Origin of the sequence: Mesorhizobium sp. (genome assembly GCF_004962245.1) — a bacterium.
Classification (GTDB): Bacteria; Pseudomonadota; Alphaproteobacteria; order Rhizobiales; family Rhizobiaceae; genus Mesorhizobium.
Window position 1 is genome coordinate 1 of record NZ_SUHQ01000035.1, and the last position, 25,108, is coordinate 25,108.

Genomic DNA, 25,108 nt, shown 5'->3' on the forward strand with positions numbered 1-25,108 from the left:
GGAATGCACCACGTCTAAGCTTCGGCGAATGCGCGCAGTTACACGCGGGCACCGAATTGTCGCGCCTCACGGCGAACGCACCAGAAGGGCGGGAATCTCGACGGTCATTTGGGTCCGGGAAGTGTGCGGCCCTCGCCGTTACCCACATTTCGCCAAAGGAAGCGAAGTCAACGCACATTGAAGAGGGCGGTGCTTCCCGGCCGGCTGGGAGCTCTGTCGCTGGCCCAACCTGCCGCACGCCGGCCACGTCAACGCATCAAACTCCCTTCGGTTCGCAAAGTCGTCCCCTCGGAGACCCGGAAGCGCAAGAGCTCCGCAGTCTTCGCTCAACTCTCGCCATCTGCTCCGGGGGATTGGATTCCGTTCCCTTGCTAGCACAGTGGCAGCTGAGCACGAACTCGCCGGCCTCGTGTCTTTCGATTACGGCCAACGGCATAGGAAGAGATTGGATTCGCCGGCCCTCTGCGGAGCGAATGAACAGTTCTACAGATCATCGACGTCCGCGAAATTGACCTCGGCCTTTCCGGCCCAGCGCTGAACAGTGCTATGCACGTCCGGTACGGCAGGACGGCGGAATCGTAGTCTGCCGAACGTCAGCCGTTGCGAAAGGTGTAGCCGTACCCGTTGATCGCCGGGGCGCCACCTAGATGTGCGTAGAGGACCCTCGATCCATCTGGAAAGAAGCCCCTCTGGACGAGATCGATCATCCCTTGCATCGATTTGCCCTCGTAAACGGGATCGGTAATCATGCCCTCGAGCCGCGCGCACAGACGGATTGCCTCTTTGGTTTCCTCCGATGGAACGCCATAACCCGGGTACGCGTAGTCCTCGAGCAATACCACGTCTTCCTCGACAATTTCCGCTCCGAGGTGGACGAGCTTCGCTGTATTTCGGGCGATGCCAAGCACCTGCGCCTTGGTCTTGGCGGGCATGGCGGAGGCATCGATACCGATCACGTTGCGCTGTCGACCGTCCTTGGCGAACCCGACGAGCATGCCGCCGTGGGTTGAACCAGTCACCGTACAGACGACGATATAGTCGAAGGCAAACCCAAGCTGCTTTTCCTGGGCGCGCACCTCCTCAGCGAACCCCACATAGCCCAGGCCGCCGTATTTGTGGACAGAGGCGCCGGCCGGTATCGCATAGGGCCTGCCGCCCCTTGCCTTGACCTCATAAAGTGCCTTTTCCCAGCTGCGGCGGATGCCGATGTCAAAGCCCTCGGCAACCAGGCGCACCTCTGCCCCCATGATGCGGCTCAAGAGGATATTGCCGACCCGGTCGTAGACAGCATCATCATGTGGGACCCAGCTCTCCTGGACCAGGAGGCATTTCATGCCGATCTTGGCGGCGACCGCAGCGACCATGCGCGTATGGTTGGACTGCACGCCACCGATTGTGACGAGCGTATCGGCATCTGACGCGATCGCGTCGGGCACAATGTATTCGAGCTTGCGCAGCTTGTTTCCGCCGAACGCGAGACCGGAGTTGCAATCCTCGCGTTTGGCGTAGATTTCCACCTTGTCGCCCAGATGCTTGCCGAGGCGGTCGAGCCTCTCGATCGGCGTGGGCCCAAAGGTGAGCGGATAACGTTCGAATTTTTCCAGCATGCTCTCTCCAGCAAAAAAGTACCTGAACCGGCTACGCACCGGTCAGCCCAAGGGTGTGTGTGATCAAAGCCACCCGTCTTTCGAAGCGGGTGCAGAAAACGTTCATCCTTATTGCAGCACCGAGTTTGTCGTTGCGACAAGCAGACCGCATCCGGCGTGCTGCGATGACTCTTATGTGCCTAATCGACCCAACACCCGCATCTCCCGGCCTAAGGACAAACCGAATGTGGTCGCGTCTTAGCCGAACACAGATTCCCTATACGATCAACTCAGTCATCAGAGGGTGACCAAAATTGGTGTGGGTCTGAGCACTGATCCTGTCATCCGCGCATCAAAGCAGCAGCACATGCTGGGCATTCGACCATAAGCCGGGACACAGCTGAAAATTTCATTCCGCAGCTGATCAGAGTCAGGCGACTGATACCGAGCTTCCCTGGAACCATTGACATGCTGGCCCATGTGGCGAGTTCCACGAGCGCGGCTAGACCGCCAGATCAGAAAGAGCACGGTGTCGAGATAGCCGGCCTGAAGCAGCAGCGAACAGGCCAGCGTCGTGACGACTGCCACATGGGTCCAATGCGAAGCGAAGTAAACCATCGACGCATTGCTGCACAGGACCAGCCCCACGAGCCGACAAAAGATATGAAGTGCAACGCCGTTCTCCTGGTTTTTCGCCAGATCATGTTGCGAGCTCGTCGGCCGCAACATGCGTCTGGCAGTTCTTGGGGCAGACGCGGGCGCAGGCTCCGCAGCCGATGCAGCGGCCGGCATTGTCAACAACCATGATCATGCGATTGAGCTCGCCGTCGAAATCGTCATCCTCGTCATTGCAGGGGCCGAGGATTTCACCCGCGTCATCGACGCCGTGAAGATGCATGACATCGCGCGAGCAGACCTTGAAACAACGGCCGCAGCCGATGCAGGTCTTGCTATCGATGAAGGTCAGGTACGACGGCATCCAAATGGAGCCGTCACGAGTGGTGAATGTGCGCATCATCCTAAATTCTTCATTGAAGCGAGTTCTCTCTTGGCAACATCCAACTCGGCATAAACGGCGTGGGTTTTCTCGGCGACTTCCTGTATGTCGGCCCACTTGCCCGGCAGACCCTCGACAAGGTCCTGCAATGCCATCTTGGCAATAGCTGCACGCAACTGGAGCTTTCGGACTTTCTTCCTCATCTTATCTAGGTCTGACATAGATCCTTCCTGGAACAATGGTTTTCTTGATGCGCGCCATCTCGGGCTAGGCTTCAATGACTGCAGTCGCATCGTCGACCAGTTTCGTACCGGCCTCAGCCAGTTTGCGGAGAGTCTCGAAGCCGAACCGGTGGACATCTCGATAGAACGACCAACCGCCGGAAGCCCCCAGGGGTTTCATTCCAATTATTGGCGACGTCGACACGCCGGAGCGCTCCTCAATCGCAAGCGCCACGGCGGTGTAAAACATGTCGAGCCTCCACAGCGCGTCCGAATCAGGATCGCCGATGAGAGGGGTCGCACATTGCTGTTCCTTGGTGATGATGAATTCGGCCAGCAGCTCGGCGTCCGAATTGCCTTCCCATAAGCCGAAGGAATCCTGAGTACGGATCAGCCGCAGAAGGCATTTGACGAACGGGCGAGCAAGGGCTTCTTCGTCCTTGTTGACAGCAGGGCCAACCGGTGCATGAGGCATTTCGTTGTTCCTCATTTCAGTCTTCGTCTTCGAGGGACGATTTCCTTTTCCTGCGATGCCCACTCCGGGCCCACTTGCGTGGCCGACGAATGGCTTGGGCGGCCCAACCCCACCCAAGAGTGCCCCGTGGCCGACCTCGACATGTCCACGAGTGCGAGACCTACGGCGCGAATTCGCGGCGCACATCGTCTGCGCCGCGATCCGACCGGTGGTCAACGCAATTGAAATCCACCCTGCCGCAAGCCGCCCGCCCTTGCTGCATCGACATACTTGCTGCGAAGCGAGCCTCGATGGGCGGATTGGCCAGTGTTCAATTCCAATTGTCAGTCCCTTCGCGATTCTTGCTCAGGAAGCGACTGCGTTTTGAGTTTCGGGTGCCTTGTTTTGCGGAGCCACACAAAGATCCGCGTGACAGGCAGGCTCACCCGTGTAGTTGGCCAGTGCTTGGAGCAATGGGGTAAGATAGTACTGTTTGGTGTGGTCCGGAATTGGCCCCAGACGGTCCACCGATTTCAGTGCCACCTCGATCAACTCGATTGCGCGATCTTTGTTGCCGCTCTCGTAATAATACTGAGCTACCGGGAGGTACCGGCGGTATTTAAACGGGCCATCGCCTTGTGGGGGATTTAAGGTCAGTATCTGTTCCGAGAGCTCGTTGCCCATCGCAAAGCGCTCGGCGCGCGGAAGATGGGAATTGTCCATCGTGGGATCGAAGAGTTGGTTGAGGGCCAAGGCCATCCACGACACCGCCTCGGACGTTTTGTCGATCGCGTCCTCGACCAATTCTCGCATGACCGGCATGCCGGTCTTGATGTCGCGCAGCTTGTGAAGCAGAAGATCCGCATGAATCTGCCGGAACTCATAAGAGTCTGGCATCAAGGCGAGGCCTTCTTCGATGGCCAAGAGCGCCGCCGTCCAATCCTCGGCCTGCATCGCCGGCGTAAGTTTGGCGTATATCGGCCGGGTAAGCGACATTTCGCGCGCTGCAAGTTGGTTATGCGCGATGCGCTTTGCATCGGCGGCTTTCGCTTCATAGCTGCTGCGCCAGCTGCCGTTAAGGACTTTCGGCAAAACGTCATCGAGTTCCGCCGGGTGGCCAATAAAAGCGATGTGGCCGTCGCGGTCGACCACGAACGAGGTGGGAATCCCAATCGAAGAGCTGGGATCCATCCAGAGCTTGTTCATTTCGCCAATGTAATCGAACCCGATACGATAATTCAGATTCGGGAACTTCTCGGTCAGCCAGGCATCCACGTTGGTCCGCGCCTCGTCCGCGGTTGCAGCCTGTTCGCAAGCTGCGACTCCGATAATCTCAAATCCGCTGTCTTTATATTTCTCCTGCAGTTCAATCAAATGGGGCATGGCGTCGACACATGGTCCGCACCAAGTCGCCCAAAATTCAACGAGGTAGACCTTGCCGGGCTTAAAGTTCGTGACGGGCTCGCCACGCAGCCAGTTCTCCACTTTGATCGGAGGAGCCGGGGACCCCATACGCAGTTCCATGATGTTCTTATCCAAAGCTACCCACACCTTTCGTGGCTTTTATGCGTAGTTGGTTTCTCTGTCAGAATCGCAACACACGGATCAGGAGGCCATCGCTCGTCTTGCGCGTTTGCATGCGATTCAGCCCTCTCACAGTGTTGCCGCCCATCAAGCAGCAATGGGCGTGCCAACCCCTCTCAGCTCCGGTAAGCGGCGGGGAATGCTTTGAAAATTCTCCACGAGCCCAAACACGGCCGATTGTCGTGGACCTGACATGTCTTCTGCCGCTGTCGGGTTTCGCCCTCTTGAGCCAGCCGCTTTAGGACAGGTGAGAGCTTGGATGGCTCGCCTGTCATTAGACTGGCCGGCGTCCTCGAGCAGTGGCACTTTGGCGCCGGGTCGAAAGTGCGGGGCGGCTTGGTCCTCGTGCCGCCACCGCCGCGTGTGGATCCTTGCCTCGTGGACATAAATCACCACGCGGCTGGCAAGTCGGCGGCATTGGGCTCAATCAGCGCGGCGTTGAGCCCCGACAGCACGTAATGCTGCACCAATGTATCGGATGCCCTTCGCTGCCTCCACTTCTGCAGCCAGGCGTCGAGCGACGCTACCTGCCCACGTTCGAGCGCGACTGCAGTAATCTGCGCCGCAGGATAGCCAGCCGCCATTAGAAGGTACTTGGGTCGGATAGGCGTTCTGCCAGCAAATGAGGTCCGCTGTATTTCCTCGCGATGGATCACAGGCGTTCTCGGGTGATCGGGCACTATGCAAGGCGCGTCACGCTGACTAGCGCCTCGAACCACACCGGTAAAGACGGCGAGGCTAACACGACGGATATCGCAAGATCCCTTGAAATGTCTCGTTCCCCCGGCGGAGCGCGTCCAGCTCACCTTGCGGGCGTACCAGCGCCGAATGGGTACGCACGACGTCAACCTGCCTTTGGGCCCAGAGCCTCCTTGCCCTAGCCGCATGGCCCCGGCTGGTCGAGAATTTCTGGTCGTCGAGCAGTAGAACTCTTTCACATGATGGCGAATGCGCGGCGTCCAGTGGGAGAACACCTCGGCATAAAGAGCGTTACTTCCCGGGCCGACGGTGGTGAAGCATAGCGCCCCGGTCGGAGCTATTTGCCTGAGGGGCGGAGGTCCTCTTGCGCAAAAGAACGAGACGTCCTCCCAATCCGCAAGCGGTCCCGTTCGGCGCTATCCGATGTCCGACAACGTCGGATACGTAACGTAGCTGAGCAAGATCTATCGCTTTGCCTCCACGATTTCTCATTTGGCATGGCGCGTGCGCGTTGATCCGCAAACCCCGCCATGAGGCGAAATCGGAGCTGGCCGCCACTCCACTTCCTCCTACCACGAGAGCAGACGGGAAGCAGCGCCTTCAAATGAGGAACAAAATCACTTTACCTCGAATCTTGATTCTCGACCACAACCGTACCCATGGAACCGCGTCCGCGACCATACAATGAGTGCGCCCCGAGGCAATTGCCCAGCGCAAAATGGCTACGCGCGATCACGCCATGCATCCAGGCTAACGAAGGCACCTCGGAGAGCCTCGCCGCCATCATCGAGACCTATCTAAGCCCACGTGAGCCAGCACAAAGGAATTTCAAACATGCACCAAGATACCGTCCGTGGGAGAGCTTTCGCCATGCCCCTGACCAGCCCGGCCTACCCACCCGGCCCATATCGCTTCAGCAACCGGGAGTATCTGATCATCACATATCGCACCGATCCGCAAAAACTGCGCGACCTTGTGCCGGAGCCGCTTCAGGTGTGCGAGCCTCTGGTCAAATTCGAGTTCGTTCGCATGCCGGACTCGACGGGCTTCGGCGACTACACGGAAAGCGGACAGGTCATCCCTGTCTCCTTCTGCGGCCGCATGGGGAGCTACACCCACTGCATGTTTCTCGACGACCATCCGCCGACAGCGGGCGGACGCGAGTTGTGGGGCTTTCCCAAGAAGCTCGCCAGCCCAACGCTCCGAACAGAGACGGACACGCTTGTTGGCACGCTGGACTACGGCCCGGTCCGCGTCGCGACGGGTACGATGGGCTACAAGCACCGGGCCGCGGACCTTGCGAGCGTTAAGGCCTCGCTCGCCGACCCGAACTTCCTCCTCAAAATCATCCCGCATGTCGACGGCACGCCGCGCATCTGCGAACTCGTGGAATACCACCTGGAGGACATCGATCTGAGAGGCGCCTGGACCGGCCCGGCAGCCCTGAACCTCTGGTCGCATGCGCTTGCCCCCGTCGCCGAACTGCCGGTGCTGGAAGTAGTCTCGGCCGTACACCTCGTCGCCGATCTCACGCTCGCGCTCGGGAAGGTCGTCCACGACTATCTCGCGGAAGCCGAGCCTCGCCATCGGAAAGGAAGAAACCATGAACTTTCACAATGATATTTTATTGAACCAGCGCGACGGGGAGCCGGTGGCCGGCTTATCGACAAGGTGGCGGTGATCGCCGAAGCCGCGAGCGGGGTCGGCAAGGAAAGCGCGGTTCGCCCGCGAGGGAGCAAGAGTGGTCCGCGGATCTTGATCACAGCGAAGTCCAACAACGGCGTCCGGGATCGATCGATTGACGAAAAATGGTTGCCAAGGTGAGAGGCAGGTGGAACGCGGCTGATGCAGGCAATCGAAACCTTCGGGCGCCTCGATGTCCTGTCAGCAACGCCGGCGTCCAGAACGTAGCGCCGCTTGTCGAGTTCTGCCACAAGGCGCTTCCCGCCCGTGATAGGCTCCATCTCACGGGTGTCGGCGAACTCAATGTCACCAAAATCAGTGTAAGGCTCGGCCTGCTGTTCGGCGTCTGCCTCAGAGGCAGACGCTCGCCCCTGTCGCCGATATCGCCGTAAAGACTCGGCCGGCAGGGGAGGTGGACTACGACCTACCTTGAACTTTGCTTTTTACCGTCGTCAGATGAAGCGAGCCGAAATGTTGCGCCGCGGTGCTGATGACAAAAATTCTCGGCGGCTCGAACTTTACCTCTCGCGCCTCTACGAGGAGGTTGCACGAAAAGCGCGGCCTTGCCCACTCGTCATCACAAGAGCGACACGGGCCGACATGGCGGCCGAAACGCTCACCTCATGCGCAACCTGGTTAAGAAGCTGGCGCAAACGGGGCCGAGCGAGGCGGAACTCGAGCGGACGAGGATGAAACGCCCAAATCCTCAAAGAGACGGCCCGCATCGAGAAAAGCCGTGCCTGCCGAGATCGGGCAAGGGCGGGTAGCCAACGCTACCCAGCCGTAGGGAAACCCGTGATCACGCTTTAGGCACCCAATAACGATAATGGAAAAATCTGCGCGAAACGGTCGCACCGGTATTGACATTAATTGACACACCCCGCGAACACTTGCATAAGCCACATAGCGGTAGTGACTAGGTGCATGCCGCACCCAATTTTTTCCCTAGGGCGAGGTCAGATCTATGGCGGCACTGGCAAAATTCAGACCAGTTGATTCCAGCCAACACGACAAGGACGAACTCCGCGAAATCGTCCGTGAGCGCTCTTTTCGATCCGGACGCTACACGCTCTCGTCGGGCATAGAGAGCGACATCTATTTCAATATGAAGCCTACCATGATGATGGCGCGAGGCGCGCAACTTGCCGCTCTTGAGTTCCTAAAAATCGCTGAGCAAGTGAAAGCAGAGTACGTCGGCGGCCTTGAAATGGGAGCGGTCCCCGTAATCGGATCGATGGCAGCTGTCAGCTCGGCGATGAACAAACCCATAAACACGATTTTCGTTCGCAAAACTCCGAAGTCTCATGGCACAAGGGACGTGATTGAAGGTCTTGGGCCCAAAGAAGATCTCGAGGGAAAAGTCGTCCTGATCGTTGACGACGTTGCCACAAGCGGCAAGTCGATATTGAAGGCGATTGAAGAGGTTCGCCGCGTCGGGGGCATTGTAGGTGACGCTGCTTGCCTCGTGGACCGCGACGAGGGAGCTACGGCGCTGCTAGCCCAACATGGGGTCACGCTGCATTCCGTTCTGCATGCGAGCGAATTTGTGGAACGCCACTGACAATCTCATACAACGGCTTTCCGGCGACCTAGCCTTAGAGGACATTCCGCCGCTTTGCAGCGAGTGCAGGCGCCTCGCGAGTAAGAGCGACTGCCCTTGCCCATCCTCACTGCTTTTGGTGCAACATATGCTGGCTGCCGTTCACCAGCCGCTTGACGCCATTGACCACCTTTCTGAGCAAGGCGCCATCAGACTGAAGGCTTTTACCGATTATCTGGCGACGGTCGTTCGAATAGCTTCAGAGCGCGGAGACGCGGCACCCTGGATCGATCTAGCCAGCCGGTTTAGCGCCCTTTTCGGTCCCGACGAGGTTGCCCATTAATCTAGTGCTTATCGCTTTCCATGAACTAGCAGCCTCGGCGGCATCGCGTCATGGATCGCCAGCGGCATGCCGGCCCATGATGCGAGCGTAAAAGCGCCGAGCAGCCGGTGCTGAATCTCGGACGTGACGACGCCGATTGGCGCGATGCGCGTTGGCACGGGCCCTCGTGCCCAAGCATGATGCGTTCCCATTCCGCGGCATCATGCTCGCGATCCCGTCTGTGCCGTGCTCAAGCAAGCGAGCCCGAGCGAACCGCCCTGGGTAGCGGATTTAGACAATCGTTGGTGGAGTTGGCTGGCGAATTGGCGAGTTCGGCCTTTGGTTGGACCGGCTTGCGGCGGGCCAACCAAACGGGATTGGCGACACTGGAGTATGCCTTCACTGGGGTCGCGTCCTTACGCTGTAACGCGGCGGTCAGCGAAGCCGCGCGAGCGCCCCCTCGATAGCGCTGAGCGGGCGAGCGGCTTCGGGGCGGGCGCAGGGGCTGGGTAGACCGGGCCGGACTCACCTAACTCACCGGGTCCAGCCACGACATGCATCGCCAAAGGCAAGGACCCTCCCCGCTGAGCGCGGGCTCAGCCATGGCCGCTGAGGCTACCGCACCCTTTCGAGTGAACGTAAGGACTTAACGAGCGTAGGGGAAAGGTCCGCAGAATATACGATGTGCCTCAGGGCCCGAGTGCTTATTCGGTCAAGATGATCTGGGCTAAGGCTCCCGCGTTCGCCGCAACGAAGGCGTACATCATTCCCTGGATGCCACCGCCAATGAACAATAGTAGACCATTATATCCCGCTGCCCATTTCTTCGGCTACGAGGTCGGGCCGGCGCTCGATCAACGTACGGCTGATGAAGCCCAGATGCTCGGGATTGGTGCATGGCGCGCGCCCCAGAAGGCTGTCCAGGATGCGGCGCGCTCGCCAGGCCAGCAGGCCAAAGTTCGGATCAGCCAGCCCGCGCTGTCCAAGGCAGGCGTTCTGAACGAAAAGGCGTCTGTCTCGCGGTCCGTCCCAGTACACCGAAAAATCCTCGCCGGTGGCGAGCTCATTGCCGATCTGCTCGAGGCGATCTGCGATCGGTTCCAGGAAGTCCGGCAGCGCGTTCTCGTACCCCGTGGCCAGGATGACGATGTCCGCGGTTACTTCTCCGATGTTATCCATGCCGCGCTGCAGCGTGAGCCTGTGCCCCGCCCCTGCGTTGATGCAGCGCGACACGTTGCAACTTGGCCGCAGTGTGATGTCGCATTGGTGTGGCTCGAGAAAGGCGTGGTGGTAGAGCGCCTGATAGACCGCGCGCAACGTGCTTTCTGAAATCCCGTCGGAGGCAAGCGCGAAACGCCGCAGGAACAGCTGGCGATGCACCTCGCTCATGGCCGCAAAACGATCCGAAAAGCAAGGCGTGAACAGCTCGTTTGTGAACGGGTGGTCGTCGAAAGGCATCTCGCGCGTCAAGACCCAAGTGACCGCCGCGGGCCGCCGTTCTTTCGGCCGGCCGACAAGGTGCAGCAGCAGCTCGGCTCCCGACTGTCCGCCGCCAACCACGCAGACATGCTTTTTGTGCACCTCAGGATGGATATGCGCTAGGTCTGATGAGTGGAACAGGTTGGGTCCAGTCCAGCCATGAAACTGAGGCGGAATTTGCGCCTGCTTGCCTATGTCGATGACGAGGTTTCTCGCATCAAGGACCGCGTTGTCCGTCCGCACGCGAAACTCGCCGTCAAAGCGGATTTCGCGAACGGCCTCGCCGCCACGGACAAGCGGATTCTTCTGGAACGCCCAGTTGAGATATTGAGCGAACTCGGCTCTGAGCACCCCGTGAAATTGCGCATTGAGGAAATGGTAAAGACGCCCGTTCTCGTGGAGGTAGTTTACGAATGTGTAGGCTGATCGCGGATTGACCAGAGTAACCAGATCCTGGAAGTGGCCGACCTGGAGCTCCGCGCAATCGAAAGCGCTGCCTGGATGTCCGCGGAAATCAACCTGCCGATCCAGGAACAGTGCCCCTTGCGCAATCTCTTCCTGTATCTGACACGCAAGGCTCAAATTAGACGGCCCAGCACCGATACCAATGCAAAAGAGCTCCACTTATCCTTGCTCCTCTAGGAGTGTTTCCCAACTCAGCGGCATGTGCGCGGCGACCGCCAGGCATTGAGCATTGCGAACCTCACAGGCATCCTTGAGCCGCGGTCCCGACTGAGAGGAAGGCAAAAGCCTGCGCGGCCTTCCAGGTCTTGAGCTCAATGGGCGACATCGACAGCGGGCACCGCATCATCCGAACCCAAGAGCGAGAAGGACCGCGTGTGATGCTGTCGCGCAGCTCTCCGGATTTTACGGCGGCTCCTAGCGGCTGCCTCCACCCCAGGATTGACTGTTTCCCGGTTACGACGGAAGCGGCTCTTTCTTCGAGGGGCGTAACCATGGATAACGGCTCGTAATGCGTTCGTAGACTCCCATGCATGCAGCGTGCCGGATAAAGAAAACGTCAAACCAACGAGTTCTCCTAATTCCAGCTCGTCTGGAACCCGACATTGTCGCGCCCGACGATGTCGGGCAGACGAAGCCCCGCGGCAGCGGCCCTTGCACACCGCAGGCCTGACAGGGGCAGCCGCCGATTTGACCCGCGTCCGGGTACTGATCAGGGGCATTCCAACAGGGTTCGCGCCCGAGGCGGGGGCCCCTGGTACACCCGCCCTGTGGCTTGGCTGCGGTCTGCTGCAGCCGTTCGTCTTTACTGCCGGTTACAGACGATCTCGCACGAGTTGGATGCACGAGAGCGTCCTGAAGCAGTCGAGGCGTCCGGTTTGGCTCTGACAAGCGTCGCAAGATGTTGGCGGATCCAGCCATCTCTCCGCAATCCGACCGGTAACCGACAACGACTTCGGACTGGTTGGCGCTCCTTCGACCTGATCGGTGTTCCTACGGAACTGATCAGCGAGCCAAAAACAGCGGCAATGTGGTCTTCTCAAAACTCCAGCTCGGCGGACCGCCGAAAATCCGCTCACGCAGCCGACGGCTGCCATAAGCACCCATGACTATCATGTCGGCGCAGGTGTCGGCCGCGTGCTGCGTCAGCACTGTGGCCGCCGATTTACCGGCGCTCTTAAGCAGGTCAACCGAGACCCGAGCACCGTGCCGAGTAAGATAGGCAGCGATGTCTGCTCCAGACTGCGCACCTTTCCCGTTGTTTTGCGCCTTCGGATCGACCATAGCGACACAAACTTCCTCAGCAGCGGATAGGAGACTAAGAGCTTCCCGAACCGCACGCGAGGCCTCTACGCGCGAATCCCAGCCGACCAGCACGCGTCGAGGCGACAGGGTCGCCTTAGCGCCCTTCGGCACGATGAGCACCGGCTTTCCGCTATCGAACAAGCAGCCGTTGACAACAGGAGGTCCGAGAGTCTCATCGTTGAGGAGGTCTCCTCCAACGATCGTCAGGTCAGCGCAGAGCGCCCGCTGTCGTGCCACTTCACCAAGGCTAGCCGGATCGCAATAGTCGGTGTCAACGTCACAGGAAAGCGACATAGCTTTTAGCCGTTTGAGGATATCCGCGGACCGTCTTTCCATTCTGGTCACGTCCTGTGAAAATTTCTCGATTTGCTGAAATCGATAATTCGGTACTGCAATTGCCTGTGCACGTCCCGTACCCCACTCGAGGGGCGGAGACGACATCAAGAGCAATGGAGGCGGTATAATCAGTACGGATAGGTGCGCGCCGACCTCGCCACACAGTCCGGCAGCTGTTGTGAGGTCCTCATCAGAATGATCGGCACCCGTCACACAGAATATGCTTTTAAATTCCATTTGCCTGCTTCTCTTGGTCTTCGTTAGGAGCGTCTGCGGCAACACCGCTCTCAGCGGAGGAAGAGAGAGCGGCACCACATTCGACCACCGATTTCAGTCGTCCGGCTTCTCGAGCGAGTAGCCGGCCGACCTGACGGTGCGAATGACGCTGCCGAGCAAGGCCGTTTTCAGCGCCCTCCTGATTCGGCTGATATGGACATCGACGGTGCGTGCACCGACATGAATGTTGGGCGGCCAGGCCGCCCCGATAAGCTCGTCCCGGCTGAAGACCTTGCCGGGGGCCTCAATCATAAGCCGCAGCACGTTGAACTCGATCCGTCCGAGATGGATGTCGTGGCCATTACCGCGAACCCGACGGGCATCGAGCTTCATCTCCAGGCCTCCACAACAAATCCAACTGTCGTTTTCAACCCCGTTCGAACCACGCTTGGTCAGCCCGAGCCTCGCCCGCAGGCAGTCGAGCAGCTTGGCCGGAGCCACCGGCCGCACAAAGCTCTCAACGCCTGCCTTCAAGAGATCGAGGTGCTGGTGCTCGGCGCCAGGCGCGATCAGGGCGATGATGGGCAGGTCGGTGGTGCGCGGTTCCCGCTTGAGGTGGGCGCAAATTGCGGACCCGTTTATGCTGGCTGGGTCGCAATCCAGCACTACGGCCTGAAGCTCCCGTTGTTCGGCCAAGGCCAGCGCAGCCTTCGCGCCGTCTGCCGTCTCACTGCTGAAACCGTCCACCTCCAGTATGTGACTGTAGAGCAGATAGAACTCGGCATCTTGCGAGCAGATCAGGACCAGCGGCTTCTTCATCAGCGATACCCCAACAACCTGGTCGGCCTCGAGCCCCTGGATCGAGGGGACTGGCCAACAAAGATTCTCGGGTCCGTCATGGTGGCCTTTCTCGAAAATCGCGCCCATCATGCCAGCGCCACGTGGGGAAAGGTTTCGATGACTGAAATCGCATCGTCGACCAGCTTCGTACCAGCCGTGGCGAGCTTCAGGAGCGTCTCGAAGCCAAACCGGTGGACATCGCGCAGCGTTTTGGACAAAACGACCAGCCGTCCGGTCGTGAAAAGCACCCGACCAAAACCCTCATGGCTCACCTGGATCATCGGCGATGCCATAAGGCCGCAGCGCTCCTCGATCGCAAGCCCGATGGCGGCGTAGTACTTGTCGAGCCTCCACAGCACGTCCGGATCGGGATCTCCGATGATCGGGATCGCTCGGCGCTGTTCCTTGGTAATGATGAAGTCGCCCAGCAGCTCGGCGTCCGCTTTGCGTTCCCACGAGCCATAGGAATCCTGAGCACGGATCAGCCGCACGAGGCATTTGACGAACGGGGTGCAAAGAGCCGCCTCGTCTTCGGTGACAGCTGGGGGGATTGCGGGGTCAGACATTTGGCGTCCTCCTATCAGTCCTCGTCCTCGAAGGACGGTTTCGTTTCGGCAACGCCCGCTTGCGCCAGCACCTTGCGCAGCCAGGGCGGAGGACACGTCCTGAGCATCATCTGCGTGCGCAACAGCACCTCTTGGATGGATTGGGGCTCCGCCACTTTGATCGGGTGGATTTTTGCCGCGACAACCTTGGCTGCCGAAGGTCCGCCAATCGCCAGACAAAACAGCAGATGACAGCCTTTCAGCGCATCCACCTTGGGCGTGATGCGGTCATCGCCCTCGGCCCGATGCTCCCCGCTTTCATCCGAAACGTCATCGAAGGCCACGGCTTCGACGAGATTCCATTCCTCGCGCGTCACGTCGTAGACAGCAAAGCGCCTGGCCGACCCGAAATGGGCATTGAGGTTCTGCATGTCCTGAGTGGCGATCGCAACGCGCAATGCGCCCGCACGTCGTTCAGGCATCGGGGCGAAAACCTCATTACTGACCAGCGAGAGGCGGCGAACAGCGTTCATGTGATATTTCTCGATTACGGAGTGGATCAAGCGCCTCAGGAGTGGGCGCGTGTTGGTTGGCCTGGAAGATGTTGGCGACCTCGAAGATCAGGTCGCGGGTGCCCTGATAGAGAATTGCGAGCTTGTGCTGGCTGCCTAGTCGATCGAAGACCGGGAACCCGATGCGCATGAGCGAAATTCGGAGCCGCTCCGATGCTTGGCGCCCGTGCGAATGCGTGACAAGCAGGTCAGCACCGACGGCAAGACTTTCCAGATCGCCGAGATCGCCGATCTGAACCGAAACCGCCGGGACTTTCTCGAGAATTTTAGACCTGTCGGTCGTTGTGACGGCCGCGGCTATCTCGGAGCCGAGGCCAGCAAAGAAGGTTGCAAGTTGGAACAGCTGGTCTGGTTCGGCAGCGATGGCAATTTTCTTGCCGCCGAAATGGAAATGTCCGTCGAGCATCGCGTCCTGCAATTGCGCCCGGCGCCGGCGCACGCGGGCCGGTACCGCCGCGCCCGAAATCGAAGACAGCAGCGACACGAAGCGGTCCGTGTCCTGCAGCCCAGTCAGTGACTGGAACAACACGTAAGGCACGCCGGTCAACCCGAGCAGCGCTTTCGCCGGGCGGCGCATGTGCTCACCGATGGCGATGCATTGCATGGCCGTGCCCAACTCGCGAATGTCCTCGACGCTGGTGCCGCCGTATGTGGTCGCTACCCAGCGGTCAGGAACCGTACCGTCGAGCGAGCCTGAGATGTCGGGCAGAATAACCGGCTTGAGCCCAAAGCTTTCAACCATGTCCCGCATATGCTCGACGTCGGCGACAGTGAGGTTGCATCCGGGCAGGATTGCGATCTTCTTCGGGTGCCGCGCCCGTTCGCCCGAGCGTGTAATCCCTTCGATCATTGCGGTGACTGCCCTGGCCCAGCCCTCTTCGATCGCGCCGTCAAAATCCGGCGTGTTGGCCAGCACGACCTCCGTACCCGCAAGCTCTTGCGTGTGCTTCAGCTTGATGTTGGCAATATCACCCGCGCAATCTTCGCCACGCGTCTCCACGAGCGCGGTCGTGCACACCCCGATCAGCTTTGGCTTCGTGCGGTTCTTGAGGTTGAGGATCGCCTCTTCCAGATGGTCGGCTGCGCCGAGGATGGTCGCCACCTCATCCATCGCCGTAGTCTGCAAGGGAATCGCTTCTTTGAAGTGCCGCACGAAGAGAACGAGCGCAAAGCTTGTGCATCCCTGGCTGCCGTGGAACAGCGGCATCGCACCGTCGACGCCAAGAAAGGCAAAGGCGGCACCCAGCGGCTGCGACGACTTCAGCGGGTTGACCGCAGCCGATTTGCTCTGGAGAAGGATGCGGGCCATCGGTCGCCTCAACACTCGTGTGCCGTCGCGCAGGCGAATTCATCAAACAGGTACGCGGTCTCGTTCCTCGTGCACGGCAATTCGCCTATCAGATCAGGCTGGCAATCCCACGGGGCCGGCTGGCGCACCTGAGACCAGATCGGATTGTGAATGGCGAGGTCGATCTGGCGTACGAGTTCCACCATGCCGTCATAGCCGGCATAAGGATGCTGGCGCTCCTGGTTGATATCGAGCCAGGGCGTCTTGGCCTTGAGCGCAATGAATTGCGTGCGACCGCCCGACAGCATGATATCGGCCCTGTGTTCAGAGAGCATGGCGTACAGCTCGCGCGCAGCCATGGATTCGAACATGTGCTTGTCGTGCTTGAGAACTTGTTTGATGCGCTCCTTGTCCTGCACCGTAGATTTCTTGACCGAGGTGCCGACGATCTCGATTCCGATCTCCATCAGCGCATGGACAACCGACCAGGACTTCACACCGCCTGTGTTGAGCAGCACGCGCTTGCCTTGGAGCCTTTGCCGGTAGGATTCGAGTTTCTTCCACGCGATCGCCTCCTGCTGCGCGATCAGCGTCTCTGTGCGCTCGAGGATCTCCGGATCGGCGCCCTTCCTCACCAGCAGCCTGACAAGGTTGCGAAGAGCTTGCGATGTGTCGGAGATGCCATAGAAGGAGCCCTCGAAGAACGGGATGTCCCAGCGCTCCTCCATCTTGCGGGCAAGACTGATCAGCGCGGTCGAGCACACCATCATTGCCGCCCGGGCGCGGTGCGCGGAAGCAATGTCGCGGTAACGCGCATCGCCGGGAATGCAGGCGCGCACCCGGATCCCGAGCCGATCGAGGAGCGGCTTTACAAGCCAGAATTCGCCCGAGAGGTTGAATTCGCCAAGGATGTTGATGTCGTAGGGCCCGGGGTCGTCGGGTTCGACCGTGCCGATGACATGATCGAGCAACGCCTCGGCGGCGAGCTTGTTGCCGAGGTTCTTGGAGCCTGCCAGGCCAGGCGCATTGATCGGCACCACGGCCAAACCGAACTTTTCCGTGGCGCGTTTGCACACGGCCTCGATGTCGTCACCGATCAGCGCCGTTACGCAAGTCGAGTAGACGAAGATCGCCGGCGGCGCGTATGTGTGCTTGATCTCGCGGATCGCCTTGAAGAGTTTCCGCTCGCCCTGCCCCATCACCAGGTCGAGTTCGGTGAGGTCGGTCGTGAAGCTTGTCCGCCACAAGGTCGGCCCTGACGAAACCGCACCACGGTTGTCCCAAGAATTGCCCTCGCAGGCAAGCGGCGCATGGACCAGATGCGCAACGTCGGTGATCGGCTGCAGGACGATCTTGGCTCCGTCAAAGGCGCAGCCGCCGGCTGCCGCCCCTGGTGTCAGCGACTTCGAGCAGCCCTCCTTGCGCGCCTTGGCATCTTTGCCACGGTTCTTATCGCAGGCGGGCTCATCGAAGGCGTCCTTGATTTTGGCGCTGAGGGAGGACATTGCTCAGCCTCCCCAGTCCATTGGGCAAGGAATGGCCTCGGCGAAAAGCCGGCCACGGCTCTTAGCGCGTGAGGTCATAGGAATAATCCGTCACACCCGTCTCGCTCGTCTCGCGATCGAGTTTGTCGAAGATCTTGTCGAGGATCGTCGTAAGCACGCGCAACGCGCCCTGGTAGCCAAAGAGCGCAAAGCGGTGATGATGGTGCCGATCGAAGATCGGAAACATCAGCCGGATCAGCGGCGTTCCGGTGTCGCGCTCCAGGTACTTGCCGTAGGAATTGCCGATCAAAAGGTCCACCGGCTCGGTAAAGAGCAGTGAGCGCAGCGCCCACAGGTCCTTGCCCGCCCAAACCTGGGCAGCCTTGCCGAAAGGCGAGGATGCTAGCAGCTTCTTCAAATCGGCTTCCCATGCCGAGGTGCCATTGGTGGCGAGGCAATGGGTTGGCTCGCCGCCGGTCTCCATGACAAAGCGGGCCATCGCGTGAACGAAGTCGGGATCGCCGTAGATGGCGTATTTCTTACCATGCAACCAGGATTGGCTGTCCGCCATGGCGTCTACCAGTCGGCCGCGCTCGAGGCGAATTGCCTCGGGGATCTCCTTGCCGGAAATCGCCGCGACCTCCATCAGGAATTCGTCGGTCGCCTGAACGCCGAGCGGATAGTGGAACGAGGCCGTCGCCTGCCCGACCTCCTCGCAATAGCCCAACGTCTTTCGGGTGTTGTGATGCTGCAGCGAAAGCGTTGCCTCGGCGTTGAGGGCCTTCTTCACCTCGTTGATCTTCGTGCCCCCGTCATACATGCGGTATTCACCGTCCGAAGGGGTGTCGAACTGGTCAGAGGCATCCTGGATCAATGTGTAGGACACGCCCATTACATCGAGGAGGCGCTTGAGCTCCCGGTTGTTGCCGACGCAGAAGCCGTCGAAGCCCGGAATGATGTTGATGGTTCCCTCGACTTGCGTACGCTCCTGGCCTTTCCAGAAGTGCTCCAAAATGCCTTTGACCATGTTGTCATAGCCGTCGACATGACTGCCAACGAAGGCCGGCGTGTGGGCAAAGGGCACGTCGAAGTCGCGCGGGACTGAATCTTCGTCCTTGGCGTTCTGGATGAAGCTGTGCAGGTCGTCGCCAATGACCTCTGCCATACAGGTCGTCGACACGGCAATCATCTTCGGGTCGTAGAGCTGGTAGGTGTTGGCGAGCCCGTCGACCATGTTCTTCAGGCCGCCAAACACCGCCGCATCCTCGGTCATTGAGGAGGAGACCGCCGCGGCAGGCTCCTTGAAATGGCGCGACAGGTGCGAGCGGTAATAGGCGACGCAACCTTGGCTGCCGTGGACGAAGGACATGGTTCGCTCGAAGCCGGCGGCAGCGAATACCGCACCCAGCGGCTGGCAGGCCTTGGCCGGGTTCACGACAAGCGCTTTGCGGGCGAGGTTCTTTTCGCGGTATTCCCACGTCTGGGTGAAATCGCGCTGATCGGAAACGATCTCATCGGGGTGCGGACATTCGAAGTTTAGCTTCTTCTCAGCGAGCATCTTTCTGTATTCCGGCTCGCGGAACAGGGGAGCGTGATCGAGAATTTTTTCAGCCGACTGCGGCATGATGATTACCTCTTTTGCATCTGGCTGCCCGGTACGGCAGCTCAGGACGTCGAGACGTTCCAGGCTCCGGCGGATCAGAGGCCGCGGGAGTTCACCGTCCCAGTGGGAGACTGGGGCTAAAGCAGATGTTTATTCGGCAGCCATCGCCCGCTCATCGCCCCGGCTTCTTTTCCAAGGCGCGTGGAATAGGTCCCAGACCGGGTTGTTGATGGCGAGATCCACATCACGTGCGAAAATGGCAAAGCCATCGTAGCCGTGATACGGGCCTGAATAATCCCAGGAATGCATCTGGCGGAACGGTATGCCCATCTTCTGCACCGGGTATTTTTCTTTGATTCCCGAGCCGACCAGATTTGGGCGAATCCCTTCGATGAATTTCTCCAACTCATAGCCGGTCACGTCATCATAGATCAGCGTGCCGTTCTTCACGTAGTGGCCGGTGCGCTGATAGTCGTCGCTGTGGGCGAATTCATAGCCGGTGCCCACGATGACCATGCCGAGGTCCTCGTAGGCCGTGACGACGTGGCGGGGGCGCAGGCCGCCGACATAGAGCATCACGGTATTTCCTTCCAGGCGCGACAGGTACTTGGCGATGACCGCATCAACAAGCGGCCTGTACTTGGCAATGACCTTTTCGGTCTTTTCCTCGATTTCCGGCCCAAAATGCTTGGCTATGTTGCGCAGAGAGGCTTCGATCTGGGAGGGACCGAAGAAATTGTACTCCATCCAAGCGACGCCATACTTTTCCTCCATATGCCGACAGATGTAGTTCATCGACCGGTAGCAGTGGATAAGATTGAGCTTAGCCTTCGGGGCGCGCTCGATCTCTGCGAGTGTGGCGTCACCCGACCAGTTGCCGACCACGCGCAGCCCTATCTCCTCAAGCAGTATGCGCGAGGCCCAGGCATCGCCGCCGATATTGTAGTCGCCGATGACGTTGACGTCGTAGGGGCCGGCCTCGAACTTGACATCCTTTTTGTCGAAGACCCAATCCCGGATCGCATCATTGGCGATGTGGTGGCCAAGCGACTGCGAGACGCCGCGGAAACCCTCGCAGCGTACCGGCACGATCGTCTTGTCATACTCCTTGGTCTTTTTGCGAGAAACCGCCTCGGTGTCATCGCCAATCAGGCCGATAGGGCATTCGGATTGCACGGTGATGCCGTTGTTGAGCGGAAACAAGACTTCAATCTCGTCAATGATCTGTTCCAGCTTCTTGTCGCCGCCGAAGACGATGTCCTTCTCCTGGAAATCGGAGGTGAACTGCATTGTCCCGAACGTGTCGACGCCCGTCGTACCGACGTAGTAGTTGCGGCGCTGCGACCAAGAATATTGGCCGCAGCCGACCGGGCCGTGCGAGATATGGACCATATCCTTGACTGGCCCCCACACCACGCCTTTCGAACCCGCATATGCACAGCCGCGAATCGTCATCACCCCGGGAATGGACTTGATGTTCGATTTGACGTCGCATTCGGAAAGGACCTCGCTTTCCCCGCCAGCCTCGTTGCCGCTCTTTGCGACGTTCAGGTGCTTCTTGCGGCGCTTCGCCGCCTTGTCGGGATAATGCGACAGCACCTCTTCGATAAGCTTCGCATGAAGAGCACCGTCATTCTCGTATTCCCGGCTCATGAGTCCCCTTTCAAGGTTGGGTGACGCCTCAACGAATAGGCGCCGTTCTCTGCAAGGCGCGCCGATTCATGGCAGCGCTAATGTCACTACTGGGCCGCCGCCTTCGCCGCTTCCTTGGAGTGAAGCTCGGCAAGCATCTGCTCGTCGGTCTTCATGATGCCGAAGTCGAGCAGCATCTCCTCCAGCTCCTCCATGGTGATCGGCGTCGGGATCGTACCCTGGCCCGAATTGGCGTGGATCTTCTCGGCCAGAGCGCGGTATTCCCCTGCCTGCTTGGAGTCCGGCGCGTACTGGATCACCGACATCTTCCTGAGTTCGGCATGCTGGACGATGTTGTCGCGGGGCACGAAGTGGATGAGCTTGGAATTCAATCGGCCAGCCAGTGCTTCGGCCAGATCGAGTTCACGGTCGGTTTGACGTTCATTGCAGATCAGCCCGCCCAGCCGCACACCGCCCGAATGGGCATATTTGAGGATGCCCTTGGCGATGTTGTTGGCGGCATAGAGCGCCATCATCTCGCCGGACATGACGATGTAGATCTCCTGGGCCTTGCCTTCGCGGATCGGCATGGCGAAGCCGCCGCATACCACGTCGCCGAGGACGTCATAGGAGACATAATCGACATCGTCATAAGCGCCATTCTCCTCGAGGAAATTGATCGAGGTGATGACGCCGCGGCCGGCGCAACCGACACCCGGCTCGGGGCCGCCGGACTCCACGCACTTGATGCCTCTGTAGCCGACCTTGAGCACGTCCTGGAGTTCGAGGTCTTCCACCGAACCTTCCTGTGCGGCGAGATCCAGGACGGTATCCTGAGCTTTCGAATTCAGGATCAAGCGTGTGGAATCGGCTTTGGGGTCGCATCCTACGATGAGGATTCTCTGCCCGAGGTCGACAAGGGCGGCGAGCGTATTTTGGGAGGTGGTGGACTTGCCGATGCCGCCTTTGCCGTAAAAGGCGATCTGACGCAGACCTGACATAATAGCTTTCCTTCCTTCGTTCTAATCATCGCGACTGCCCGCGACACAAGTGCCGATAGGCAGCTCGTGCCGCCTCATACCAAGCATCGCAAAAAGCGTACCAGTGTGATCGGCCGATCCGAGAAGAAACTTTGTTATTAAATTCCAGCCACTTAGACGGCGGCAAAACGCGCGAGCGGGCCTTTCAGGCGTCTGTCACGGACACGACAAAGCCGACACAGATTGTCGTGCGCCATCGAAACCGCCCTGTGTCGAGCTCGAAGCGGGATAATGGGGAGCTAGCCCAAAGCTGATGGCGAGACCATCGGAAAACGTCGGCTATTGTCTTTCCAGCCTGCCATTGATCGGGCGGTCGCTGGATGAGCAGGAGCCTGGGGCTTGACCGCCGCGCGGAATAGTTCAGGCAGGCTTGCGGAGCGGGAACGCTGGCGGCCGATAGACATCCGCGCTTAACCTTTCATAGCCCGTCTACGAGTTGGTTCCACCGACGCGCTATATCGAAGGCAAATAATTCAGTACCTTAGCATGAGATTATTGATATTTTCAAAAAGATACGTATTATACGGGTATGACGGAGTATCGGGACAATTCTATGCCGGTCATTAGCTCGGTTGAATTTCAGCGCAACTTTGGGCTGTATCAGGACAAGGCGCTAGCGGAACCCGTGACCATCAGCAAGAATGGCCGCGAACGGCTTGTGCTGCTTTCGGTCGATGAATACCAGCGCCTAAAGGCGCATCGTGACGGCACTAGCTCGGGGCCTGAGAACGCAGCCCCCCCTGCTTTGCAGAGCACGGCGCACTTTTCACTTAAGAACCAAATACTAACCGAGCCACTAAGGGAATTGCTGTCGCACTTTCATTCGATCAAATCTGCCTTCGTGTACGGTTCAGTCGCCAAAGGCACGGACACAGAACGCAGCGATATCGATTTGATGGTGGTCGGCGATAACCTGAACCTCTCTGAACTTTATTCAGCCGCACAAAACGCGGAAATGAGACTAGGCCGAAAGGTCAGTCCGACATTTCTGTCGCCGGAGGAATGGCAACGAAAGGCGTCGCAGAAAGGGTCGTTCGTCCGTAAGGTAAGTACCCTTCCAAAGATTTTCCTCATCGGCTCGGAGAAAGATTTACAAGCGTGGGCAAGCAAGAACTAGACAACCTCGTAAAGATTGGGCTGATGAAAAGTGAGCCCCCATCGCTGTCCGAATATGACGGCATGCTGGGTGGCGCCCGCAAGAATTTAACTGACGCACAGAAAGGTCTCGACCCCGACAGCCAATTCACTCTCTTATATGGAGCTGCGCATCGGCTTGCCCTGGCAGCCCTACGCCGCGAAGGCTATCGCTCGGACAATCGCACTTCGGTGTTTCAAGCGCTCGTTCATACCGTCGGAACCGACAAGGCTGACATTCAGATTTTTCTAAAGGCGCACAACGAGCGAAACCTCTCCGAGTACGAGGGGCACACAGACATTGATGCCAAATTGCTAGCTAACCTTATTGAGTGCACCACGAGGCTAGAGGTTTCGGTTGGCAAACTAGAACCGCCAGAAGATGACGAGTGAGCGGCAACCGAACGCGCGGGCAAAGGGTTGCGCCTTTTCGTTGTTGGTCAGCACGGTGCGCCACTACGGCTTCTCGAGAACGCTCACGATGTAAGTAGCCACCCGCTTGTCTGCATAGGGCTAATATGCACCTGGTCATGATAGATGGGCATACTGCCCCGCGGGGAGAAAGAGCGAGGGCAAACGGCGCTATGTAGACAATGAGTACAACCGCCGAACCCATGGCCGGCGCCATCATGCGCGTGAGACCCCGTTGTGGGCGAGGCTCGCGACTGGCCGCACGATCCTAGCCGGCCTGCTTGCCATTGAGTTTGGTCCCGCCGCGGTAGGCTGCGGCATCAAGGGCAACATCAGCTACAACTTGACCTCTGCATGATGAGAGCAGCTTTTACACCAGGTGCGCAGCACATGTCTTTAACGAACGCATCGCCTTCAAGAATATAGAGAGCAATTCGGAAAACCGAGTAGTTGGCGGCGAAGCTAAGAGAAGGTATACACCGCCCTCTTGTTACCCCAGAGTAGAACGTGCAGCTGCGGCAAGACGCGGGCTTCGAACCACCTGTCGCTGGTCACCTTTTCGACCAGCTATTCCATGCGCATCATATTCCGTCGGACTCGACAGAGACGTCTTCATTGCCACGGCGGGGCGGCGTGTGATTGCCGGGTTGCAGACAAACCTCGCCGCGACGTCTTTGGGACGAGTGGTGCCGGCACCGAATCCCTATCCTTTAGACTAGCCAGCTTGGGGAGCGCCGTCAGACCGCCAGACCGGAAGAGGAGGCTTCGCGCCAATTTGTGCCAAGAATGTTGGACCGTGCGGAACCGCTGGGGCGGCGCTCAACTCTGGCGCAGGATGAAGCGTCGATTGGGGTGAATGAATAGGGCGCGCGTTCACGGGTAAAGTGAGGTAAATCGCTGGATGTCTGCCGGATCAACGTCAACCGGTTCCATCGCCACCATCCACTCGACGTTTTCGGCGCACGGCAGCGTCGTCAGTGAGCCCTCATAAGTCCAATAGCCAAGCGACGCTGGCAGAAGCCAGTTGGGATTCACCTCGTCGATCGTAACCTCCCCATTCGGCAGTTCGGGAAAGGCCGCAGCAAGGGCAGCAAAGCTGGCATTTGTCGCGCCGGGCGTTAAAAAGACGCCCAGCACGCCCAGAGTACCACTTTGCGTGTCCTTGTGAACGAAATGCACCTCCAGCGGGAAGCTCTTGCCCGCCACGTGATGTTCGCTTGGCGCATGGAAATGGAACTGTACCAGTTCGTAGACACGATCGCCGCGGGTCAGCGTGCTGCCTTGTGGCATATTGATTTGAATGGTGTGGCCGTTGTTCACCATATTGCCGCCGCCCTTGTGCCAGCCGATGGCGATATGCGGGATATCCGCCTTGACCGCGCTGTTGATATCGATCGGCGATTGCTGCGTGCCGGCAGAGCATACGAAATTTTTCTTATCCAGATCAGCCCAGTGCTCCGGTCCGACCGGACCGGTGTATCCCCAATGGGCACTGGTCGCTTGGGCGGCTTGAACGCAAATCCGGCATGCGCCGAGCGCAACCAACCCTTTGATCAGGTGACGACGATACATATTGCTTTTGCTCCTCTTGCGAACTGATGTTGGTGGCTGCCCTAATGGACCCGTGATGGCCAATCGGCGCGGCCAGTATTGTCCTTTGCAACTGACGGATGCC

Annotated in this window: 22 protein-coding genes and 2 pseudogenes; 5 read left to right on the forward strand and 19 right to left on the reverse strand. The window is 59.1% G+C overall.

From position 1 onward, the window contains the following. Nucleotides 1–338: 338 nt before the first annotated feature. Nucleotides 339–537, forward strand: a pseudogene (locus E5X88_RS28390) (7-cyano-7-deazaguanine synthase); the annotation flags it as partial. 56 nt (nt 538–593) lie between these two features. Here E5X88_RS28390 and E5X88_RS28395 read toward each other — a convergent pair. The 7 genes from E5X88_RS28395 to E5X88_RS28425 form a co-directional block, all read right to left on the reverse strand. Beyond that, complete coding sequence (locus E5X88_RS28395) at nt 594–1,607, reverse strand: 1-aminocyclopropane-1-carboxylate deaminase (RefSeq protein WP_292167285.1); 1,014 nt, start codon at nt 1,605–1,607, stop codon at nt 594–596. A gap of 276 nt (nt 1,608–1,883) precedes the next feature. Next, complete coding sequence (locus E5X88_RS33715) at nt 1,884–2,378, reverse strand: exopolysaccharide production repressor protein (RefSeq protein ID WP_348628884.1); 495 nt, start codon at nt 2,376–2,378, stop codon at nt 1,884–1,886. Further along, entirely contained in the window at nt 2,287–2,604 is a 318-nt protein-coding gene (fdxB, locus tag E5X88_RS28405) for a ferredoxin III, nif-specific (protein ID WP_029356496.1), read from the reverse strand. Before fdxB ends, E5X88_RS33715 begins: the two co-directional genes overlap by 92 nt. Then, nucleotides 2,601–2,804, reverse strand: a complete 204-nt coding sequence (locus E5X88_RS28410; RefSeq protein ID WP_029356497.1) for a CCE_0567 family metalloprotein — start codon at nt 2,802–2,804, stop codon at nt 2,601–2,603. The genes fdxB and E5X88_RS28410 overlap by 4 nt, the downstream gene beginning before the upstream one ends. Nucleotides 2,805–2,850: 46 nt before the next feature. Further along, nucleotides 2,851–3,294 carry a DUF269 domain-containing protein gene (locus E5X88_RS28415; RefSeq protein ID WP_240992585.1) on the reverse strand — a complete coding sequence of 148 codons (444 nt, stop codon included), beginning with the start codon at nt 3,292–3,294 and terminating at the stop codon, nt 2,851–2,853. Nucleotides 3,295–3,624: 330 nt separating this feature from the next. Further along, nucleotides 3,625–4,782 carry a TlpA disulfide reductase family protein gene (locus E5X88_RS28420; protein ID WP_127221093.1) on the reverse strand — a complete coding sequence of 386 codons (1,158 nt, stop codon included), beginning with the start codon at nt 4,780–4,782 and terminating at the stop codon, nt 3,625–3,627. Nucleotides 4,783–5,231: 449 nt separating this feature from the next. Further along, entirely contained in the window at nt 5,232–5,426 is a 195-nt protein-coding gene (locus E5X88_RS28425) for a hypothetical protein (protein WP_029356503.1), read from the reverse strand. 949 nt (nt 5,427–6,375) lie between these two features. Between E5X88_RS28425 and E5X88_RS28430 the strand changes: the two genes are divergently transcribed. Beyond that, a complete protein-coding gene (locus E5X88_RS28430) occupies nt 6,376–7,161 on the forward strand; it encodes an acetoacetate decarboxylase (RefSeq protein WP_287308590.1) in 786 nt (261 codons plus the stop codon). 1,027 nt (nt 7,162–8,188) lie between these two features. Then, the gene (pyrE, locus tag E5X88_RS28435; protein WP_287308591.1) at nt 8,189–8,785 is read left to right on the forward strand and encodes an orotate phosphoribosyltransferase; all 597 of its coding nucleotides are present in this window, start codon (nt 8,189–8,191) and stop codon (nt 8,783–8,785) included. 1,105 nt (nt 8,786–9,890) lie between these two features. Here pyrE and E5X88_RS28440 read toward each other — a convergent pair. The 10 genes from E5X88_RS28440 to nifH all read right to left on the reverse strand — a co-directional run bounded on the left by E5X88_RS28440 (nt 9,891) and on the right by nifH (nt 21,849). Continuing rightward, nucleotides 9,891–11,189, reverse strand: coding sequence for a SidA/IucD/PvdA family monooxygenase (locus E5X88_RS28440; protein WP_127241405.1), 1,299 nt, complete (start codon nt 11,187–11,189; stop codon nt 9,891–9,893). Nucleotides 11,190–12,032: 843 nt separating this feature from the next. Then, entirely contained in the window at nt 12,033–12,905 is an 873-nt protein-coding gene (locus E5X88_RS28445) for a universal stress protein (protein ID WP_127221972.1), read from the reverse strand. Nucleotides 12,906–12,998: 93 nt separating this feature from the next. Then, on the reverse strand, nt 12,999–13,814 hold the full coding sequence (locus tag E5X88_RS28450; protein WP_164746648.1) for a response regulator transcription factor: 816 nt from the start codon (nt 13,812–13,814) through the stop codon (nt 12,999–13,001). Further along, on the reverse strand, nt 13,811–14,290 hold the full coding sequence (locus E5X88_RS28455) for a NifX-associated nitrogen fixation protein (protein ID WP_029356518.1): 480 nt from the start codon (nt 14,288–14,290) through the stop codon (nt 13,811–13,813). The genes E5X88_RS28450 and E5X88_RS28455 overlap by 4 nt, the downstream gene beginning before the upstream one ends. 14 nt (nt 14,291–14,304) lie before the next feature. Beyond that, a complete protein-coding gene (gene nifX, locus E5X88_RS28460) occupies nt 14,305–14,802 on the reverse strand; it encodes a nitrogen fixation protein NifX (RefSeq protein ID WP_127239620.1) in 498 nt (165 codons plus the stop codon). Next, complete coding sequence (gene nifN / locus E5X88_RS28465; RefSeq protein WP_287308592.1) at nt 14,768–16,150, reverse strand: nitrogenase iron-molybdenum cofactor biosynthesis protein NifN; 1,383 nt, start codon at nt 16,148–16,150, stop codon at nt 14,768–14,770. Before nifN ends, nifX begins: the two co-directional genes overlap by 35 nt. A gap of 8 nt (nt 16,151–16,158) precedes the next feature. Continuing rightward, complete coding sequence (gene nifE, locus E5X88_RS28470; protein ID WP_029356524.1) at nt 16,159–17,634, reverse strand: nitrogenase iron-molybdenum cofactor biosynthesis protein NifE; 1,476 nt, start codon at nt 17,632–17,634, stop codon at nt 16,159–16,161. 61 nt (nt 17,635–17,695) lie between these two features. Then, nucleotides 17,696–19,237 carry a nitrogenase molybdenum-iron protein subunit beta gene (gene nifK / locus E5X88_RS28475; protein WP_126038034.1) on the reverse strand — a complete coding sequence of 514 codons (1,542 nt, stop codon included), beginning with the start codon at nt 19,235–19,237 and terminating at the stop codon, nt 17,696–17,698. Nucleotides 19,238–19,366: 129 nt separating this feature from the next. Next, on the reverse strand, nt 19,367–20,869 hold the full coding sequence (gene nifD / locus E5X88_RS28480; protein WP_024505262.1) for a nitrogenase molybdenum-iron protein alpha chain: 1,503 nt from the start codon (nt 20,867–20,869) through the stop codon (nt 19,367–19,369). A gap of 86 nt (nt 20,870–20,955) precedes the next feature. Further along, nucleotides 20,956–21,849: a nitrogenase iron protein gene (gene nifH, locus E5X88_RS28485; RefSeq protein WP_024505261.1), complete on the reverse strand. Its 894-nt coding sequence runs from the start codon at nt 21,847–21,849 to the stop codon at nt 20,956–20,958. Between the two features lie 592 nt (nt 21,850–22,441). On the opposite strand from nifH, the gene E5X88_RS28490 reads away from it, so the two are divergent. Together E5X88_RS28490 and E5X88_RS28495 are read left to right on the forward strand one after the other, a co-directional pair. Then, the gene (locus E5X88_RS28490; protein ID WP_287308593.1) at nt 22,442–23,005 is read left to right on the forward strand and encodes a type II toxin-antitoxin system prevent-host-death family antitoxin; all 564 of its coding nucleotides are present in this window, start codon (nt 22,442–22,444) and stop codon (nt 23,003–23,005) included. After that, entirely contained in the window at nt 22,987–23,415 is a 429-nt protein-coding gene (locus E5X88_RS28495; RefSeq protein ID WP_029356531.1) for a hypothetical protein, read from the forward strand. The genes E5X88_RS28490 and E5X88_RS28495 overlap by 19 nt, the downstream gene beginning before the upstream one ends. Before the next feature lie 480 nt (nt 23,416–23,895). Here E5X88_RS28495 and E5X88_RS28500 read toward each other — a convergent pair. Then, nucleotides 23,896–24,092: pseudogene (locus E5X88_RS28500) on the reverse strand (7-carboxy-7-deazaguanine synthase QueE); the annotation flags it as partial. 214 nt (nt 24,093–24,306) lie between these two features. Continuing rightward, nucleotides 24,307–25,005 (reverse strand): carbonic anhydrase, encoded by a 699-nt coding sequence (locus E5X88_RS28505; RefSeq protein ID WP_287308594.1) that lies wholly within the window; start codon nt 25,003–25,005, stop codon nt 24,307–24,309. Between the last annotated feature and the right edge of the window lie 103 nt (nt 25,006–25,108).